This window comes from Devosia sp. MC532 (genome assembly GCF_016461625.1).
Classification (GTDB): Bacteria; Pseudomonadota; Alphaproteobacteria; order Rhizobiales; family Devosiaceae; genus Devosia.
This window is the reverse complement of the sequence record NZ_JAEMNZ010000008.1, coordinates 55,227-74,071: the sequence shown is the minus strand read 5'-3', so window position 1 is coordinate 74,071 and position 18,845 is coordinate 55,227. Positions and strand designations below refer to the sequence as shown.

General features: G+C 58.0%; 17 protein-coding genes and 1 pseudogene. 7 read left to right on the top strand and 11 right to left on the bottom strand.

Features of this window, described 5'->3' with window-relative positions; all coding sequences use genetic code 11:
* The first annotated feature begins 99 nt into the window (after positions 1-99).
* The 7 genes from ilvA (at position 100) to JHC09_RS11395 (ending at position 7,612) form a co-directional block, all read left to right on the top strand.
* Positions 100-1,620 (top strand): threonine ammonia-lyase, biosynthetic, encoded by a 1,521-nt coding sequence (gene ilvA / locus JHC09_RS11425; protein WP_199532037.1) that lies wholly within the window; start codon positions 100-102, stop codon positions 1,618-1,620.
* A gap of 134 nt (positions 1,621-1,754) precedes the next feature.
* A complete protein-coding gene (locus tag JHC09_RS11420; RefSeq protein WP_199532036.1) occupies positions 1,755-2,978 on the top strand; it encodes a hypothetical protein in 1,224 nt (407 codons plus the stop codon).
* 58 nt (positions 2,979-3,036) lie between these two features.
* Complete coding sequence (locus JHC09_RS11415) at positions 3,037-3,744, top strand: pyrimidine 5'-nucleotidase (protein WP_199532105.1); 708 nt, start codon at positions 3,037-3,039, stop codon at positions 3,742-3,744.
* Positions 3,745-3,785: 41 nt separating this feature from the next.
* Positions 3,786-5,663, top strand: coding sequence for an ABC transporter ATP-binding protein (locus JHC09_RS11410; protein ID WP_199532035.1), 1,878 nt, complete (start codon positions 3,786-3,788; stop codon positions 5,661-5,663).
* Positions 5,663-6,082: an arsenate reductase (glutaredoxin) gene (arsC, locus tag JHC09_RS11405; protein ID WP_199532034.1), complete on the top strand. Its 420-nt coding sequence runs from the start codon at positions 5,663-5,665 to the stop codon at positions 6,080-6,082. The genes JHC09_RS11410 and arsC overlap by 1 nt, the downstream gene beginning before the upstream one ends.
* Before the next feature lie 46 nt (positions 6,083-6,128).
* Positions 6,129-6,482 (top strand): metalloregulator ArsR/SmtB family transcription factor, encoded by a 354-nt coding sequence (locus JHC09_RS11400; protein WP_199532033.1) that lies wholly within the window; start codon positions 6,129-6,131, stop codon positions 6,480-6,482.
* Between the two features lie 113 nt (positions 6,483-6,595).
* Positions 6,596-7,612: a cation diffusion facilitator family transporter gene (locus JHC09_RS11395; RefSeq protein ID WP_199532032.1), complete on the top strand. Its 1,017-nt coding sequence runs from the start codon at positions 6,596-6,598 to the stop codon at positions 7,610-7,612.
* Here the strand turns inward: JHC09_RS11395 and JHC09_RS11390 are convergent.
* The 11 genes and pseudogenes from JHC09_RS11390 to JHC09_RS11340 form a co-directional block, all read right to left on the bottom strand.
* Positions 7,576-8,781, bottom strand: coding sequence for a TIGR03862 family flavoprotein (locus tag JHC09_RS11390; RefSeq protein ID WP_199532031.1), 1,206 nt, complete (start codon positions 8,779-8,781; stop codon positions 7,576-7,578). The two genes, JHC09_RS11395 and JHC09_RS11390, sit on opposite strands and share 37 nt — an antisense overlap.
* A gap of 115 nt (positions 8,782-8,896) precedes the next feature.
* A complete protein-coding gene (locus JHC09_RS11385; RefSeq protein ID WP_199532030.1) occupies positions 8,897-9,931 on the bottom strand; it encodes a sulfate/molybdate ABC transporter ATP-binding protein in 1,035 nt (344 codons plus the stop codon).
* A gap of 11 nt (positions 9,932-9,942) precedes the next feature.
* On the bottom strand, positions 9,943-10,812 hold the full coding sequence (cysW, locus tag JHC09_RS11380) for a sulfate ABC transporter permease subunit CysW (protein ID WP_199532029.1): 870 nt from the start codon (positions 10,810-10,812) through the stop codon (positions 9,943-9,945).
* On the bottom strand, positions 10,802-11,647 hold the full coding sequence (gene cysT, locus JHC09_RS11375; RefSeq protein WP_199532028.1) for a sulfate ABC transporter permease subunit CysT: 846 nt from the start codon (positions 11,645-11,647) through the stop codon (positions 10,802-10,804). The genes cysW and cysT overlap by 11 nt, the downstream gene beginning before the upstream one ends.
* 167 nt (positions 11,648-11,814) lie before the next feature.
* Positions 11,815-13,212, bottom strand: coding sequence for an FAD/NAD(P)-binding protein (locus JHC09_RS11370; RefSeq protein WP_199532027.1), 1,398 nt, complete (start codon positions 13,210-13,212; stop codon positions 11,815-11,817).
* Between the two features lie 130 nt (positions 13,213-13,342).
* Positions 13,343-13,948: an alpha/beta hydrolase gene (locus tag JHC09_RS11365; RefSeq protein ID WP_199532026.1), complete on the bottom strand. Its 606-nt coding sequence runs from the start codon at positions 13,946-13,948 to the stop codon at positions 13,343-13,345.
* Positions 13,945-14,169 (bottom strand): hypothetical protein, encoded by a 225-nt coding sequence (locus JHC09_RS11360; RefSeq protein ID WP_199532025.1) that lies wholly within the window; start codon positions 14,167-14,169, stop codon positions 13,945-13,947. Before JHC09_RS11360 ends, JHC09_RS11365 begins: the two co-directional genes overlap by 4 nt.
* Positions 14,170-14,224: 55 nt before the next feature.
* The gene (locus JHC09_RS11355) at positions 14,225-15,253 is read right to left on the bottom strand and encodes a sulfate ABC transporter substrate-binding protein (protein WP_199532024.1); all 1,029 of its coding nucleotides are present in this window, start codon (positions 15,251-15,253) and stop codon (positions 14,225-14,227) included.
* 641 nt (positions 15,254-15,894) lie between these two features.
* A pseudogene (locus JHC09_RS11350) lies at positions 15,895-17,127 on the bottom strand (malic enzyme-like NAD(P)-binding protein); the annotation flags it as partial.
* Positions 17,128-17,289: 162 nt separating this feature from the next.
* On the bottom strand, positions 17,290-17,721 hold the full coding sequence (locus JHC09_RS11345) for a GNAT family N-acetyltransferase (protein WP_199532022.1): 432 nt from the start codon (positions 17,719-17,721) through the stop codon (positions 17,290-17,292).
* Between the two features lies 1 nt (position 17,722).
* The gene (locus tag JHC09_RS11340; protein WP_199532021.1) at positions 17,723-18,841 is read right to left on the bottom strand and encodes an anhydro-N-acetylmuramic acid kinase; all 1,119 of its coding nucleotides are present in this window, start codon (positions 18,839-18,841) and stop codon (positions 17,723-17,725) included.
* Positions 18,842-18,845 lie beyond the last annotated feature (4 nt).

Below are 18,845 nucleotides of genomic sequence, written 5' to 3'. Positions count from 1 at the left end.
GAGCTGATCACGTAACCGTGACGATCCGCCATCCCAGCGGCGCAATTGACATTTAGCGCACGGAAGCGTCCATCAAACGCGCGCGCTGGAGCCATATTGATGACCGACTACGTCCGTAAGATCCTTTCCTCCTCAGTCTACGAAGCTGCTATTCAAACGCCGCTCGAACAGATGGAATTGCTATCGGCCAAGCTCGGACGCCAGATCCTGGTCAAACGCGAAGACCTACAGCCCGTATTCTCATTCAAAATCCGCGGCGCGCATAACCGCATCGCCAATCTCACCGAGGAAGAAAAAGCGCGCGGCGTCATCTGCGCCTCGGCAGGTAATCACGCCCAAGGCGTTGCCCTCTCCTCGACCCGCGCTGGCATTCGCTCGGTTATCGTCATGCCCACCACTACCCCACTGATCAAGGTCAACGCGGTCAAACGGTTGGGCGGTGAAGTGGTTCTGTTTGGCGATGGTTTTGACGCTGCTCGCGCGCAGGCAGAAATCCTCGCGGAACGCCACGGCTATGTCTTCGTCCACCCCTTCGACGATCCTGACGTGATCGCCGGGCAAGGCACTGTTGGCCTCGAGATTATGCGCCAGCACCCGCACGACCTCGGCGCGATTTACGTGCCTGTGGGTGGTGGTGGTCTGGCCGCAGGGATTGCGCTCTTGGTCAAATTCCTCAACCCAGATGTCAAAGTTATTGGCGTCGAGCCAGAGGAAGCCGCCAGCATGAAGGCGGCGATTGAAGCAGGTCATCCCGTGCCGCTCGATCAGGTCGGCCTCTTTGCTGATGGCGTCGCTGTGCGCCAAGTGGGCGAAGAAACTTTCCGTATTTGTCGCGAGCTGCTCGATGGGATTGTCACCGTCACGGCCGACGAAATCTGCGCCGCCATCAAAGACATTTTCGATGACCATCGCGCTATCACTGAACCAGCTGGCGCTTTGGCTTTGGCAGGGCTCCGCCGCGACATTGAGAATGGCACCGCCCCGGCCACCGGAGCTTTGATCGCCGTCAACTCTGGCGCCAATGTCAATTTTGATCGCCTACGCTACGTCGCCGAACGCGCCGAAATCGGCGAACGCGCTGAGGCATTGCTGGCCGTGACCATTCCCGAACAACCCGGCAGTTACCGCTCCTTCATTCGCCAGATCGGCGCTCGCGCTGTGACGGAGTTCAACTATCGCTATGCGCAGGGCGACAAGGCCCGCATTTTCGTTGGCGTCAAACTCGCCCGCGGTGATGCCGAGAAGGCCGACATCATCTCCCATCTCGTGGCGCAAGGATTGGCCGTGACCGATCTCACCGACAATGAAGTGGCCAAGCTTCACGCTCGCCATATGGTGGGTGGCCGCGTCGGTGGACTGAACAATGAGATGGTGTTCCGCTTCCAGTTCCCAGAACGGCCAGGCGCACTGCTGAAATTCCTTGAGGGCCTCAACGATGAGTGGAACATCACCCTATTCCACTATCGCAATCATGGCTCCGACTATGGTCGCGTACTGGTGGGCGTCGAAGTCCCGGCGGAAACGCGGGAAAGCTTCTTTAGCCATATCGATGAGATTGGTTTCCCTTATTGGGACGAGACAGAAAATCCAGCTTATAAGCAATTTTTGCATCTGGCTTAGGCAAAGCACCCGGCACCGCCCCGTTTGGGTCGCATTTCTGTCAGACTAGCTTTGCTACAAGTCATACGAAGACAACGATACGGTTTTGCAGCGGCGGTGCAGCCCTGCGCATTCAGTCAGAAGGGACACAGCTCATGCTCGGCACTATCAAGACGGCCACCGCATTACTGGCAACAAGCGTTACGGCACTGATTGTCGCTCAGCCTGCTCTCGCTTTCGAGGCCGATGCCGTGCTCGAGCGCTTCAGCGCTGTCATGGAATATTCGGGCAGCAAGATTACGTTTGGCCCAGCAACAGTGAACGGCGATACGATTACCGTCGAAGGCGCCACCATGGATGTGCCCGGCGAAGATCCTATCGTATTCGACCAGACGATCACCTTCTCCGGCGTGGCCGAAGGCAGTGGCGGCAATTTCACGATCGAATCCGTTTCGATCCCCGATCTCGAAGTTGCTGAAGGGTCCAAGAAGTCTCAGACGAACGTGACCCTCAAAGACATCAAGGCCTCCGACATTTGGCTCCCGCCGCCAGGCGAAGTGACCGCCGCTCATGTCGTGCAGTCTTTCGGCTCGATCAGCACCGGTCCACTGACCGTGATCACGAACGGCACAACCGTTCTCACCTACGATAGCCTGCTTGCGAAGTACGACTTTGGCTTCGATAGCGCCGACGTTCTCGAAACCGTTGATAGCACTTTCACAATCGCCAACATTCAGGCTGACCTAGAGCCGCTCAAGGCCGAAGATCCAGCAGCCGCCGCGATGATTGACGGCTTGGGCCTCCAAACGCTGCAGGGTGAAGTGAACCAGACAGCGCAGTGGACCTTGGCCGATGGCCGCATGGTCATGGATCAGTTCCTGATCGACTTCGCCGACGTTGGCCAGATCAACTCGACCTTCGATATTTCGGGCTTCACACTGCCACTGCTCGAAAAGCTATCTGCCCTGTCCGCAACAACGGCGGCGGCGGCCAATAGTGAAGAAGCTGAAGCACAGGCCATGGTGACGGGGCTGGAGCTAGCGCAGGCGCTCTCGATCAGCGGCTTCACGCTTCGCTACGATGACGCAGGTTTTGCTCAGCGTGCTCTAAAAGTCTTTGCAGATCAGGCAGGTGTCTCCACCGAGCAATACGCAGCAAGCCTCAAACCAATGGTGCGCATGGCGTTGGAGCAAGTTGGCATTCCAGCAATCGTTGATCTCGTTGCGCCACCGGTCGAGGCCTTCCTCGACAAGCCTGAGAACATCGAACTCAAGATTGCTCCACCCACGAAAACCAGCATGCTGATCCTGGCGGCCGGTGCGGCAAACCCAGCAAGTCTGATCAAGACCTTGGGCATTACCCTCACGGCAAACCAGTAAATCTCCTAGGGGCCCTCGGGCCCCTTTCCTTTTCAAGCTATTGATGCATTCTGCGCTTATGACCTCTGTGATCTCCCCGTCCCCCGCCGCCGACCTCAGCCACGTATCCGAGTGGGTCTTTGACCTCGATAACACGCTGTACCCGCGTGAATGCAATTTGTGGGAGCAAGTGGACGTCCGCATCACCCACTATGTGATGGACGTTACGCGGCTTGAGTTTACTGAAGCCAGAAAGCTGCAGAAAGAGTTCTACCGGGACTACGGCACGACGCTGAACGGCTTGATGAGCCGCTATTCAATCGATCCGGACCATTTCCTCCATACGGTCCACAACATCGACTATTCCCCGGTTCAGCAGAATCTCGAATTGGTGGCAGCCATTCGCAACTTGCCAGGTCGTAAGTTGATCCTCACCAATGCGGACACCAACCACGCCAAATCAGTGCTCACTCGCCTCGGCGGCGCGGACCTCTTTGAAGACTTCCACGACATTCGCGACATGGTCTTCATCCCCAAGCCACGCAAAGAGGCTTATGAAGGCTTCTTCTCGCGCTACAGCATCACCCCCAGCAATTCTGTGTTTTTCGACGATCTCGAAAAGAACCTCGTTGTTCCGCACGAAATGGGGATGAGCACGGTGCAGGTGGTGGCCAGCGAAGACTATAGCCACGACCTCGTCGATGCTTGGGAGCTGGAGCAAACCTCCGGCCCGCACGTCCATCACGTCACTGCAAACCTGACCAAGTTTCTCCACAATCTGAAATAACGACTATTTCTTCGCCCTCTGCTGCGGACTAAACTGCGCGTATGACCGATCTTCCAGGGCGTCGCCCGCCACCAATTCCCGAAACGCCGCTCACCTTCCGTCAACGACTGGACAACATGCGCCACCTTGGGCGCCTGATCGCGCAGATTTGGCGCACCAGCAGATCCTTGACGGCGGCGAGCATCGGTTTACGCCTCGTGGCGGCGTTCCAGCCGATCGCGGTGCTCTATACGGCAAAGCTGATTGTTGATGAGGTGGTGCGGCTTACCGCTCTGCCCGCCCCCGGCCCCACCATTCTTGACTGGTGGAATGCCGGTGCCCTCAACACGGTTCTCGGCTTCCTGCTGATCGAGCTGGCTCTGGTGTTGGCCAATGATGTGATCAACCGCGCCACAGGCCTAGTCGACTCCATCCTCTCCGAACTGCATTCGAACACTGTCAGTGTCGAGTTGATGGCGCACGCCGCCAAGCTCGATTTGATGCATTTTGAATCGGCGGAATATCAAGACCGCTTGGAGCGCGCACGCCGTCAGGCTGCAGGGCGCAATCAGCTCCTGAGCCAGCTGTTTGGCCAAGCGCAGGACATGATCACGGTCGTGACCCTCGCAGCAGGTCTCGTCATCTACGCTCCGTGGTTGGTGCTCTTACTGCCCTTAAGCTTCATCCCCTCGATTTGGGGCGAAACGCGGTTCAACACGCTTAACTACATGCTCAGCCGCTGGCGTACCCCAGAGCGCCGCGAGCTTGAGTACCTCCGCCACGTTGGTGCGAGCGCTGAAACAGCTAAAGAGGTCAAACTCTTTGGCCTGGGCGACTATCTCATCGGGCGCTTTAAAAAGCTGGCACACGGCATCTATGTCGACAATCGCCGGGTCGCTATTGCGCGCGCCAGCTGGGGCTCCCTCTTTGCCGCCATTTCCAGCCTCGCCTATTACCTCGCCTATGGCTACATCGTCTGGCGCACCATTACCGGCGAGTTCACGCTCGGCGATCTCGCCTTTTTGTCGGGGTCTTTCCTCAGGCTCAATGGCCTGTTCCAAAAAATCCTTCTCGGCTTCACCCAGATAGCGGGGCAGTCGCTCTACCTCGACGACCTCTTCTCTTTCTTCGAGATCGAACCATCGGTTCTGCCCCCTGCCTCCCCCAAGGCATTCCCAACCCCGATCCAGCGCGGCATCGTCTTTGAGAACGTCGGCTTCCAGTATCCCGAGACGGAGTATTGGGTGGTGCGCAATCTCAACTTCACCCTCGCGGCAGGCGAAACTCTGGCGCTGGTTGGGGAGAATGGGGCCGGTAAAACCACCATCGTCAAACTGCTGACGCGCCTTTACGACCCGACAGAGGGCCGCATCACCATCGACGGCATCGACCTGCGCGACATGTCGCCCACCGACATCCACCAGCATATCGGCGTGATCTTCCAAGACTTCATCCGTTACAGCTTTTCCGCTCGCGACAATATCGGCGTTGGCCGTATCGAAGCGCGAACCGATCAGGCGCGGATCGAGCAGGCCGCTGAACAAAGCCTTGCCGATGGGGTCATCGCCAAGCTGCCGCAGCAATATGATCAACAGCTCGGTCGTCTCTTCAAGAAGGGCCGCGACCTCTCGGGCGGCGAATGGCAGAAGGTCGCCATTGCCCGGGCCTATATGCGTGACGCCGATCTCGTCATTCTCGATGAACCGACCGCAGCGCTGGACGCTAAGGCGGAAGCTGAGGTGTTCGCCCGCTTTAAAAACCTTGCGACCAACACTACGGCCGTCATCATCTCGCACCGCTTCTCGACTGTCCGCATGGCAGACCGTATTTTGGTGCTTGAAAAGGGCGCGATTCTTGAAGCAGGAAGCCACGAGGAATTGCTGGCGCTCAATGGGCGCTATGCCGAACTCTTTGAACTGCAAGCGGCAGGCTATCGTTGATGCACATCACCATCTACCACAATCCCGAATGCGGCACCTCGGGCAACACCTTGGCAATGATCCGCGGCACCGGGATTGAGCCAGAAATTGTGCTCTATCTCGAAAACCCTCCGTCTGCTGCAACGCTTGCCGACCTCATCGCTCGTGCCGGCATTTCAGTGCGGGATGCGATCCGCACCAAGCAGCCAGAATACCTCTCCCAGGGTTTGGACAATCCCGAGTTGAGTGACACGCAGCTGCTCGCAGCCATGGTGGCGACGCCTATTCTCATCAATCGCCCTCTCGTGGTTACTCCGCATGGCGTGCGCCTCTGCCGCCCCTCAGAGCTCGTTTTGGACATTCTGCCAGAAGCGGCCACCATCCCGTTCACCAAAGAGGATGGTGAGGTGGTGATCGACAAGGATGGTCAGCGCGTCTAAGCGGCTTTAAGGTCAGGCCGAACCAGCAAATTGAGCGCATCGCCCCGTGGCCCTTCCTGAAGAACACACCATCCAACTGATTGCCGAGACCTATAAGCTCTTGGGCGATCCGACCCGTCTGCGTGTGCTCTTAACCTGCCTCGAAGGCCCCATCGCGGTGGGCGATATCGCCAAAACCACCGGTGCCTCCCAATCTCTCGTTAGCCACCATTTGCGTCTCCTCCGCGCCGCCCGACTGGTGCGCGGAACTCGGCGCAATAAGCAGGTGTTCTACCAAGCAGCGGACGATCACATCGCCAGAATCCTGGCCGACATGATTGCTCACGCGATGGAAGAGCACGACTTGCACGACGACGTTTTGGCAGAACCGAAGACGGACGAGGCACCCAGCCAAGTCTAAGCGTTCTAAACGGGCGAGCTTCATGCGCGACGTCGCGATCACGCCAGCGTGTCTACCATGCTTGTTGACCATCATATGAATACGTGTTCATATGATTATAGAACGAGGGTATCATGGCACATCCGCACGATCACTCCGGCCACAGTCACGACGAAACTGACCACGATCATGAGGCGCATCAACACGCGCCCCATGCTCATGACCATGCAGGTCATAGTCATGATCACGCCGGACACGATCATACGCCAAAAGTAAGTTCCGCCAACGAACGCGCTGTCCTCATCGGGCTAACGCTGACCGGCACGTTCATGGTCATCGAAGTGATCGGCGGCCTGCTATCGGGCTCCCTCGCCCTGCTGGCCGATGCTGGTCATATGTTGACCGACACCATTGCCCTATTCCTGTCGTGGCTCGGCTTCCGTATCGGCAAGCGTGTAGCGGATAGCAAGCGCAGCTTTGGCTATGCTCGTGTCGAAGTCCTTGCCGGGCTGATCAATGCGCTGACCCTCTTCGGCATTGTGGTCTGGATCCTCTATGAGGCGTTCCAGCGCTTCATGGCGCCGGGCGAAGTCCTCGCGGGTCCCATGTTCGCCGTAGCCGTCGCTGGGCTTCTCATAAACCTGCTGGTGCTGCGCATTCTCGGTGGTGCCGACAAAGACCACGTCAACATCAAGGGCGCATCGCTGCACGTCATGGGCGACCTCTTGGGCTCTGTGGGCGCTATTGCGGCCGCGATCATCATCTGGCTCACCGGCTGGACGCCTATTGACCCGATCCTATCGGTATTTGTCAGTGTGCTCATTCTGCGTGGCGCTTGGGCTTTGCTGATGCGAACCTTCAATATTCTCATGGAAGGCGCACCCGATGGCGTTGATCCCGCAGCGATCGCCGCGGACCTCAAGACCAATGTCCCCGGCCTCGCCAAGGTGGACCATCTCCACGTCTGGTCGCTATCATCGGGCCGCACCATGGCAACGCTCGACATTGCGCTCACCGGAGACATCGCCCCCGCCAGCGTTTCAAATGCCGTCCGGCAACGCCTCGCACAGACCCACGACATCAATCACGCCACGATCGAGATTGATTGGACCGGTCACGGCTCCCAATGCGCGGCCGCCAAGCCTGCGTAACGCCCTGTCGCCATCGACGCCGTCAGCAGATAGCCACCCGTTGGGGCTTCCCAATCAATCATTTCTCCGGCGACAAAAGTGCCGGGGATTTTCTTGAGCATGAAGTTGGCCCCGATCTCGTCCCAAACGACACCGCCCGCCACCGAAATGGCTTCAGCCATCGGGCGCGTTCTGTTGAGGCTCAGCGGTAGGCACTTGAGCACTCTCGCCAATGCTTCAGGGGCCAACTGCCCTGCCTCAGGCGCCAACTCGCGCACCAATGCCGCCTTCACCCCATCGAGCCCCGCGGCCTTACGCAATCTGTTGGTAAAACTCACCTTGCTGGGCTGGCGGGCGAAATCCGCCGCCAATCGTTCAACACTGCGTCCCGGCACCAAATCGAGGGTCAGCACTGCTGAACCGTCTGCCTCAATAGCGTCGCGCAGCGCAGCAGAATGAGCATAGATCAAGCTGCCTTCAACACCGTAAGGCGTGACCACAAACTCGCCTGGCAGAGCGCCCAGAGCACTCGTCGCCACAACGGACTTTACTGGGTGACCGGCGAAACGCTCGCTGATAAACGGGCTCCACCCCCGCTCGAAAGCGCAATTGGCGGCCCGGAACGCGGCAATTTCAATGCCACGTTTTGAAAAGGGCGAAACCCAAGCGGCATCTGAGCCTAGTCGCGGCCAGCTCGCCCCTCCAAATGCAAAAACCACCGCATCAAACGCGTGCTGAACCTCACCCTCAGGCGTCGCAAAAACCAGCTTTTCCTCCGCCCAGCCAAGCCAGCGATGACGGGTACAGATGGCAACGCCCTGCGCGTCCAGCCGCTTGAGCCAAGCGCGCAACAGAGGCGAGCCTTTCATCACATCTGGAAACACACGACCCGACGAGCCAACAAAGGTGCTCACGCCCAATCGATCCGCCCAAGTGCGAACGTCATCGCCCGTAAAGGCGTTCAACGCCGTCTCGAGCCTTTCTCGTGACGCGCCAAATCGGCCTAGCAAAGCCTCGTGTGGCTCCGAGTGGGTGATATTTAGACCAGACTTACCGGCCATGAGGAATTTCCGGCCGACACTGGGCATAGCGTCGAACACGGTGACACGTGCCCCGGCACTCGCTGCTGCCTCAGCTGCCATGAGCCCCGCAGGCCCAGCTCCAAGAATTCCGATGTGCCGCTGCGTCATGGCCTGCCTAACAAGAAGTGAAGCTTCTCATAGCGCAAGAGAGCCAAATTTGGCCATGCCAAGAGCGCGCAGCTCCCCAAAGAGAAAAGCGCGACCGGAGCCGCGCTTTTCTGCCTTATCCTGCCGGAAAGAGTCTGAACCGCTTGGGGCGAAACGCAAAGCGGGATCGGTCTGCCAGCGGATGGTCGAACGGCAGGTCAATCTCGACGCGATGTGCGCTTCCCTGCAATTCAAGCTCAACACGGCGCGTACCACCAACGCGGCGGCTGGCGACAACATCGCCGCCGAGCGCCGAGGACGCGTCTGTCAGCTCGATATCATGTGGACGGAAATAAAGCCGTTGGGCCCCCGTGGCTCCGCTGGCCGGAAGACCGAGTGAGCGACCATCGAGGTGAAGTTCGCCCCCCTCGACCGTGACGGGAAGCTCTGAACTTTCGCCGATAAACCCGAAGACAAACGGCGACGCCGGTTGGTCATAGACCATATCAGGCGTTCCCACCTGTTCGATCTTGCCCTGGCTCATGACACAGAGACGATCAGCCAGCTCCAGCGCTTCTTCCTGATCATGCGTCACAAAAACTGTGGTGTGGCCGGTGCGATCATGGATTTCGCGCAGCCATTTGCGCAAGTCGCGCCGAACCTGCGCGTCGAGCGCACCGAATGGTTCGTCGAGCAGCAAAACGCGCGGCTCGATAGCCAATGCGCGAGCGAGCGCCACACGCTGACGCTGCCCGCCCGATAGCTGGCTCGGATAGCGCTTTTCAAGACCAGACAGCTGCACCAGATCGAGCAGCTCCAACGCCCGGCGGCGGATTTCACTATTGTGCGGGCGGCTCGAACGCGGGCGCACCTTCAAACCGAAGGCGACATTTTCCAAAATCGTCATATGCCGGAACAGCGCGTAGTGCTGGAACACAAAACCAATGTTCCGCTCCTGCACACTCTTTTCTGAAGCGTCTTCTGCGCCGAAGAAAATCTTGCCTTCCGTCGGGCGCTCAAGCCCAGCGATCAAGCGCAGCAGGGTGGTTTTGCCGGAACCAGATGGCCCCAGAAGCGCAATCAACTCGCCCGAAAGAATATCCAGAGACACCGAATGCAGTGCTGGAAACCGGTCGAATTCCTTGCGGACGTCTTGTACTTTTACTTCCATTCCCAACCCTGTCAGTGGCCGCGGCCAGTAGCGGCGAGTTCATCGCCGAAGCGCCATTCAAGCGCCGTTTTGAGCACCAGAGTGACAAGGGCCAGCAAGGCCAATAGCGACGCTAGCGCAAAGGCGGCTGTCCCTTGATACTCATTATAGAACATTTCGACCTGCAACGGCATGGTCGTGGTTTGCCCCCGGATCTTCCCAGAAACCACCGCGACCGCACCAAATTCGCCCATAGCGCGCGCATTACACAGCAGCACGCCATAGAGTAGGCCCCATTTAATATTGGGCAGCGTCACGCGGAAAAACGTCTGCCATCCCGAAGCACCAAGCGAAATGGCCGCCTCTTCATCGCCTGAACCCTGATCCTGCATCAGCGGGATCAGCTCCCGGGCCACAAAGGGAAAGGTGACAAATATCGTCGCCAGAACAATGCCCGGCACCGCGAACAGAATTTCGATGTTGTAGGACTTGAGGAACGGCCCCAACAGGCTCCCCGAGCCAAACAGCAGCACATAGACCAAGCCAGAGATCACAGGCGACACCGAGAACGGCAGGTCGATAAGCGTGATGAGAAAGGCTTTGCCCTTGAATTCAAACTTGGCGATGGCCCACGAGGCCGCGATGCCAAACACCACATTGAGGGGCACGGAGATCGCCGCCACCAAAAGCGTCAGGCGGATGGCTGACTGCGCATCAGCAGTCTGCAGCGCCGCCACAAAACCGGGTATGCCCTGCCGAAGCGCTTCGGTGAATACGGCCACGAGCGGCAAAACCAAGATCAGCCCCATGAAGGCGACGCCGATCAGAATTAGGGTCACGCGCACCCAGAGCGGCTCATTGGTGGGGTGGTAGCGGCGGGATGGGGCGTTCTTACGTGCCATAGCCATACCTCTTGCGGCTCCACGCCTGAATGAGATTGATCGCAAACAGCATCAGAAACGAAATCGAGAGCATCACCGTGGCGATCACGGCGGCCGCAGAATAGTTGAACTCCTCAAGCCGGATCACGATCAGCAGCGGTGCGATTTCGGATACGAACGGAATATTGCCGGCGATAAAGATCACCGAACCATATTCCCCAACAGCGCGGGCAAAGGCCAAAGCGAAGCCGGTTAAAATTGCGGGCGTGAGGCTCGGCAACAGAACTCGGGAAACTGTCTGAAAGCGGTTGGCGCCAAGCGTGGCTGAGGCCTCCTCGACCTCTCGGCTGGTTTCTTCCAAAATCGGCTGAATGGTCCGAACCACAAAGGGCAAGCCGATAAACACCATGGCTATGGTGATGCCGATGGGCGTGTAAGCGATCCGCCAACCCAAAGGTGCAAACAGCGTCCCGATCACACCGTTCGGCGCATAGATTGCCGTCAGAGCAATCCCTGCCACCGCCGTTGGCAGCGCAAATGGCAGGTCCACCACCGCATCGAAAATACGCCGACCGGGAAAACGATAGCGCACGAGCACCCAAGCGATCAGCGTGCCAAAAACAACATTGATCCCGGCAGCGATCAGCGCCGTCACGAAGCTGGTGCGCAGCGCCGCAAGCATGCGCGCATCGAGCGCCACCGCCCAAAACCCGGTCCAACCAATACCCGCAGCACGCAACACCAGCGCGATGAGCGGAATGAGAATGATCAGGCCAAAGTATGCAAGAGTAAAACCAAAGGTCAAACCGAAGCCCGGTATGACGCTAGGCTGAACAAATCCAGTCTTCCGGCTCATATGAGATCTCCCCTGTTAGACAGGGTTCGGCCTCTATGCTTTGGTCGATGCATACATCTACCCTCAAGAACTGGCCTAACCCTAGCTTTCCGCTCGACTTTCTCAAGGAGCGGACTGGGCGAGTTTTCTCAAGAATGTAGAAAATCGTTCCGGAAGGAGCAAGCAATTCACGAAGAGCTTTGCGCGGCCGCCTCAGCCTGTCCTGCAGCGAGCAAAGATTGCGCTAGTCCTGCCGCCTGTACGCGGATGTCTGGGACAGCTTCAATTTCAAAATATCGTCCCCGCGTGAGGGGGCCAATCACGCGCACTCTTGGCGACACTTCGCCGTTCGCCGTGATGAGCGCGCAGGCACCATCCACATCGATACCGATATGCATTGAGTCTGGACGTGCCGCCCCTGTGCTCACCAGATGCTGGAGCAGTGGATTATGGCTCGCACGGACATCAACACTCACGCCACCGCAGTCATATACACGCGCAACCGTAAGCCGTTCGCGCTGTTCGGTCCCTCGCGCGCGGATGATCGCCACGGTATTCTCGCCGTCCCGCTCAATCCCCACAAACTCAGCTGCGCGCAGTGTCACCTGCCCCGAACGTATGGCATCGACCAGACGTTGATAAAGATCAGGTGGCAGGCGGTGACGATGGATATTCCACCAAGGCCGAATGTGGCGCAGGAACTGCCGCTTCACCGGATCAGACCAGCTCTGCCACAGTTTCTGATTATAGGGCCGCAGGCCGTCGACGACACTGCGCCAATCGCCCCCTTTGCCCTCAGTATCGCGCACAAGCGCGCGGAACCACTTTGCCAATTCAGTCATGTTCGTGCCGAAGGGGACATCGCTTTCGCTGATCGTCAGCGGCGGCACGTCCTTATGCCCTTTCGGCAAAAGTCCATTGCGCGAAACAACCGTGATCGGGCCCCGATGCTTAGCCTCAACCAGCGATACCCAAGCGTCCACCATCGACAGGCCAGAGCCGAGGATCATCACCGGAGCATTCGGCTCAAGTGGCGTATCTTCTTCCGACCCGACACGAACCGCGATCCCCCGCCCGCGCGCGGGCTGTGTCTCATGCCCAACAGCCAGAACAGCGCGGCGGCTTACGAGGCTGGTGCCGTTCCCAAGCTCGACTTCCACACCCTTACTGGTTTCGCGCAGCGATACAGCCTCTTCGGCCAGAATGCGCAAACGACCCTGCATGCGTGCACCTGCCTGGCGCAACACATCCTCTAAATAACTGCCATATTTGCGACGCGGCACGAAAACATACGAGCTGTCGTAAACGCCCGGCTCGTGCTCTTGCAGCCAATTCCAGAAGTGATCCTTATCATCGGCAAATGCGCTCATGCCACGTGCCGGCACGTTCACCCGATGGTCCTTGCGGCGAGCTGAATAGGCGAGACCTTGGCCGAACTGCCCTTGGCGCTCGAGCAAGGTGACACGCAAATCTGGATCGTCGCTTTTGAGCAAATTGGCCGCCAGCAGGACACCACTTGCACCGCCACCGATAATCGTCACCGATTTCTCAGCCGGGGTCTTAGATAGGTCCTTCGGATCAGCCATGTACTGCGCCTTCCATAATAAGCTGGAAGCTGCACGCGCTCACTAAAATGAAGCTACGGCACATCGCTGCCAGGCTGAAAATCACCCAATACGAAAGCTTTGGGGATCAGCCTGAAAACTATAAAGTCGACTAAGGCACTAGACAAGAGCGCTGGACGCTCTGTGGGCCCATCGCGCGGCGGTGCCGCTGTTGTCGATCAGCTTTATCGGCAAGCTGTTGGGCCAGATCATAGCCGCGTGCCCAGCGACCAAACCCGCTAGCAATATTGATGTGCCCTGCGTGCCCCAAATCCAGCACAGGGACACCCCAGTGCTGCGCGAGGGTCCGCGCTTTAGCAAAGTTCATATAGATATCGTCGCGGCTGGCGACCATGAGCCCCGGAAACGGCAACTTATCCCCCGGCAGCGTGCCAAACTCATAACTACGCGCGTGCAGGGTCGAAGTGCGCTCTATGTCCGCCGGTGCCACCAGCAGAACCCCGCCCACCAGTGGCGCGACCGGGCTTGTTGCAAGGCGAGCCGCAAGGATAGTGCCCAGGCTATGCCCGACAACGATGGCGCCCGGATAGGTCATCACCGCTTTCTCTAACCGATGCAGCCAACGCCCAGCCTTTGGGTCAGCCCATTCGGCTTGTTCAACGAGAACAGCTTCCGGCTTGTCACGCAGCCAATAGTGCTGCCAATGGCCATCATTCGAGCCATTGAGGCCCGGCACAATGAGAACTGGTCTGGTCATGGCTCACCTGCGCGCTCACGACTATTGGCAGGGGTGTCGCGATAGTCGGGTTCAGGCGCTTTACTGGCCAGATAGCAGGCATCTTGCTCTGCTCGGCTCAAGGGCACAGCGCCCTGAGCAATGTCCGGCACTCCACCGAAAAAGTTTGCTTTGGATTTGGCTTCCGCTGCCGGAGCGCGTTGGAGCTTTCCGGGGCCGAAGATACCGAAGAAGTAGACCATGTTCCTTCTCCTGGGTGAGGCTCCCCGGCTTACAGGGCCGGGGAGCGCTGTTCCGTTACTGGGTTGGACCGGAATAGATCTGGTCGAACACACCACCATCGCCGAAGTACTTCGGCTGCGCTTCACGCCAGCCGCCGAAATCCTCGATCGTCACAAGGTTCAACTCACCGAAGCGCGCTGTGTCTTCAGCCGGGACCTTTGAGAAATCCGAAGGACGATAGTAGTTCTGCGCTGCGATAGTCTGGCCTTCGTCCGAATAGAGATATTCGAGATAGGCCTGCGCCAAATCCGTCGTGCCCTTCTTGTCGGCATTGCCCTTCACAACCGCAACTGGCGGTTCAGCGAGGATCGACAGCGACGGGGTGACGATATCGAAGGCGTCAGGGCCAAGCTCTTCAAGGGCGAGGTAAGCCTCGTTTTCCCAAGCAAGCAGAACGTCACCAATGCCACGCTGCACAAAAGTGGTGGTTGAGCCCCGTGCACCAGTGTCGAGAACGGGGACATGGCGGAAGAGCTCGGAGACAAACTCCTGCGCCTTAGCTTCATCGCCACCATTGGCCTCGCGTGCCCACGCCCAAGCGGCGAGGAAATTCCAACGTGCGCCACCGGAGGTTTTCGGGTTCGGTGTGATCACCTCGACGCCATCAGCGATCAGATCACCCCAATCCTGGATGCCTTTGGGGTTCCCCTTGCGAACGAGGAACACAATGGTCGATGTGTAAGGCGCACTGTTATGCGGCAAGGCCTGGCGCCAGTCGGCAGGAATAAGATCGGGATTGGCGTCTGAGATTGCGTTGATGTCGCTTTCGAGCGCCAGTGTGACGACATCAGCTTCGAGGCCGTCGATGACGGTGCGAGCCTGCGAACCAGAACCGCCATGGGTCACCTGTATGGCGACGGTTTCGCCCTTTTCAGCGTTCCAGTGCGTGATGAAGGCTTCGTTATAAGCGCGGTAGAGTTCCCGCGTGGGATCGTAAGACACGTTGATCAGGGTGCGATCCTGTGCCTGAGCGGTGATAGAAAAGCCCACGAGCAGGGATGCGGCGAGGGCTGAGTAGGCAACTAGCTTGGCTGTCCGTTTCATTGGGAACCTCCCGTTCGTTTGATGTTTTAAACTCTATCAACGTGGTCGCCTTTGAGAAGGTTTTGGCTTGCCGTAACTGCGAGAATGAAGAAAAAAATGCCTCCAATCCTGCTTTTGCTTGGATCAAATAGAACTTCATTCCGAAAACCCCTAAAAGCCACCCCATCTGCTTGCCGGCAGAAATCACCCTCAAATATACCCGAAATTAAACCTGAGCAGCTTCGGCACGCACGACCGCTGAACAGGCTCGCCATCGGGCGTCACTGCGCGCAGCAAGATAGTGGATCGCGATGAGCAACAGCCCAATCTTGCCAGAAACAGACAGCGTTACCCCACTATACACACGAGCTGCGTGCAGAGCGTCACAGACGTACTAAGACCATCAGCACCACAGCACGCCCCCTTCAAACACTGCAGTTTGACTTTTATTTAGAAATGAGAGAACAATAGGAAGATCTAAAAATATATTTTAGTTTTTTGCTAAATGGAAATGCGCTGTGATTTAACAGCGCAATAAAGTCACTTCCAAAGGGCGCACTCCCAGCAGAAGTGATTGGGCCCCGACTTTCGGTCGGGGCCCTTTTTATTATTCTTTATTCCAAGAAGGCTTAGAGTCCGCGCAATTTGCGCAGGTTCACAGCATAGGTCTCAAAATCAGAGATCGGACGGCGCGCGACGCCGCTCTCTTCTGCTGCCTTTGCCACGGCGATCGAAACTCGCTCAATCAAACGCGGATCGAACGGGTTCGGGATCAGCTTCTCGCGACCGAAGGTGCTTGCAGAACCGTCAAGTTCGGCTTCCTGCGCCAGCTCAGCAATTGCCTGCGCCGCAGCTGCCTTCATCGCTTCGTTGATCGTGGTTGCGCCGCAATCGAGCGCGCCACGGAACAAGAATGGGAAGCAAAGAACGTTGTTCACCTGGTTGGCATAGTCCGAACGACCCGTGCAAACCATAGCGTCTGGGCGCGTGGCCTTTGCCAGTTCTGGCATGATTTCCGGAATTGGGTTGGAGAGACCCAAGATCAGCGGATTTTCCGCCATATTGGTCATCATTTCAGGCTTAAGCGCGCCAGCCTTGGAAAGGCCCACAAACACGTCTGCGCCATCCATAACTTCGCTCAGCTGGGTCTTGTCGGTATCCTGAGCGAAGGCTGCACGCCAACGATCAACCGAGCCAACACGCGCGGTCGTGACGAGACCCTTGCTGTCCGCCAGCCAGATGTTCTCGCGCTTGGCGCCAACAGCGATCAGCATGTTCATGCAAGCGATAGCCGCCGCACCTGCGCCAGAGGTGCAGATCTTGATCGAGCCAATATCCTTGCCGATCAGCTTCATCGCATTGAGGACAGCAGCAGCCACGATGATCGCAGTGCCGTGCTGATCGTCATGGAACACTGGGATGTTCATGCGCTCACGCAAGGCCTCTTCGATTTCGAAGCACTCTGGAGCCTTGATGTCTTCAAGGTTCACGCCACCAAAGCTTGGAGCGAGCGGCGCAACGATCTCGATGAACTTCTTCGGATCCTGCTCGTCGACTTCAAGGTCGATAGAGTCAATGCCAGCAAAAGTCTTGAACAGAACGGCCTTGCCTTCCATCACCGGCTTGGACGCCAGCGCACCAATATTGCCAAGGCCCAGAACGGCAGTACCGTTGGAAATCACGGCAACGAGATTGCCCTTGGAGGTGTAGCGGTAAGCCGCCTCTGGGTTCGCTGCAATTTCTTCACAAGGAATGGCGACGCCTGGCGAATAGGCGAGCGAGAGGTCGCGCGTGTTCGCGAGTGGCTTGGTCGCGACGATAGCGAGTTTACCCGGGGTCGGATACTCGTGGAAATTAAGCGCTGCGTCCTTCAGGCTGGAATTATCGACGGTCATACGGTCCTACACATGTCGAAGGGGCGGCCAGCGATGACCGCCCCTCAATAGATTCGCCCATTTTGGGCCAGTAGGAGAATGAACCCAAATTACATCGAAAAGAGAACATAGCCTTTCGACGCATGGACGATAAAGTGCAAAAACGTCTACCGGTGCAAGACCTTAGTCCTGGCCTACAACAAGCGACTTCTTGAGGAAGCTACGCGTGTTACCCTTGGGGAAATCGGGCAGTTCGCCAAAAACTTCGTAACCAGATTTTTTGTAAACATGCAGCGCGTGCGGGCTAAACGTGTCGATGTGGGCCGAATGGCAACCGCGCTGACGCGCTTCGTTCTCAGCCGCCTCAAGCATGCGACCGGCGAGCGATTGCCCGCGCGTGCTTTCATCGATCCACAGCCACTGGGTATAGAGCCAGCCCCAAGCGGTGTAGCCGGAAATCCCGCCAACAATCTCGCCGCCTTCGTTACGCACGACCACGGCGAGATTTTGCTTTTCCGACGGCCCCACCATCGCCTGATTGAAAGAGGCAAGCCCCTTGCTGATGGTGTCGAGATCTTCAGCAGCAGGCGAGGCAGTGACGTCGAATACAAGCATTTTACTGAACCAGAATGCCACCAGTCATCGGATGCGGCGCACCCGTCGTGGTGGGGAAGCTAATCGGCATATTGCGCAGAACACGCACTGCGAGGAAAGCAAAGCATTCCGCTTCCACGGCGTCGCCACGCCAACCCACAGCTTCTGCCGGCACGGCTTCCACGCCCGCACGGACATTGAGCATAGCCATGATTGCCGGGTTATGACGACCGCCACCGCAAACGATCAGCTTGTCTGGACGTCCGGGCAGAATGTCGAGCGCCTTACCAACGGCGCCCGTGGTGAATGCCGTCAACGTCGCCGCGCCATCATCCGCGCCAAGGCCTTCGGCCATGGTGTGGAGGAAGTCGAAACGGTCGAGCGATTTGGGATAGGGGGCTGAGAGGTATTTATGGGTCAAGAGCTGCGCGAGGCGCTCTTCGTCAACCGTGCCGCGCAGTGCCATGGCACCATTGCGGTCCATTTCGCCTAGGCCCAGCGACTTTACAAAGTCGTTGATCGGAGCATTGGCCGGACCGGTATCGAAAGCCACGAGCGTGTCTGCACCATCCCAATAGGTAACGTTGGAAACGCCGCCCAGATTGAGCACTGCGGTCTTGCCATCAACATGGCCCAGCGTGCGCAGCAACGCTTGGTGATAGACAGCTGCCAAAGGCGCGCCCTGCCCGCCAGCACGCACGTCCGCCGAGCGGAAGTCATAGGCAACAGGAATGCCGAGGATTTCGTTCATAAGCTTGCCATTGCCCAGCTGACGGGTTGCGCCAATGCGACCCGGAACTGGCGCGCGGTGCAAAACCGACTGGCCGTGGAAACCGACAACGCCAATGTCCGACGGCTTGAGACCGGCCTGAGCGACGAGGTCAGCCACAGCCGCAGATTGCGCACGGGTCAGCGCATCTTCAGCCTTGGCGAAAATGGCCGGCTCTTCGCCCTCAAAATTCCAAACCCGGGCTTCCGCCAATGCCTGCTCCAGCATCTCGCGGATGTCTGCGTGATAGGGCGCGAGCGTATAAGCACCAAATTCGCTGATCGTCTCGCCATCGGTGCGCAACAGCGCAACGTCGATGTTTCCGTCCAGCACCGTGCCTGTCATCAGGCCAACAGCCCAAATCGGCTCCATGTGC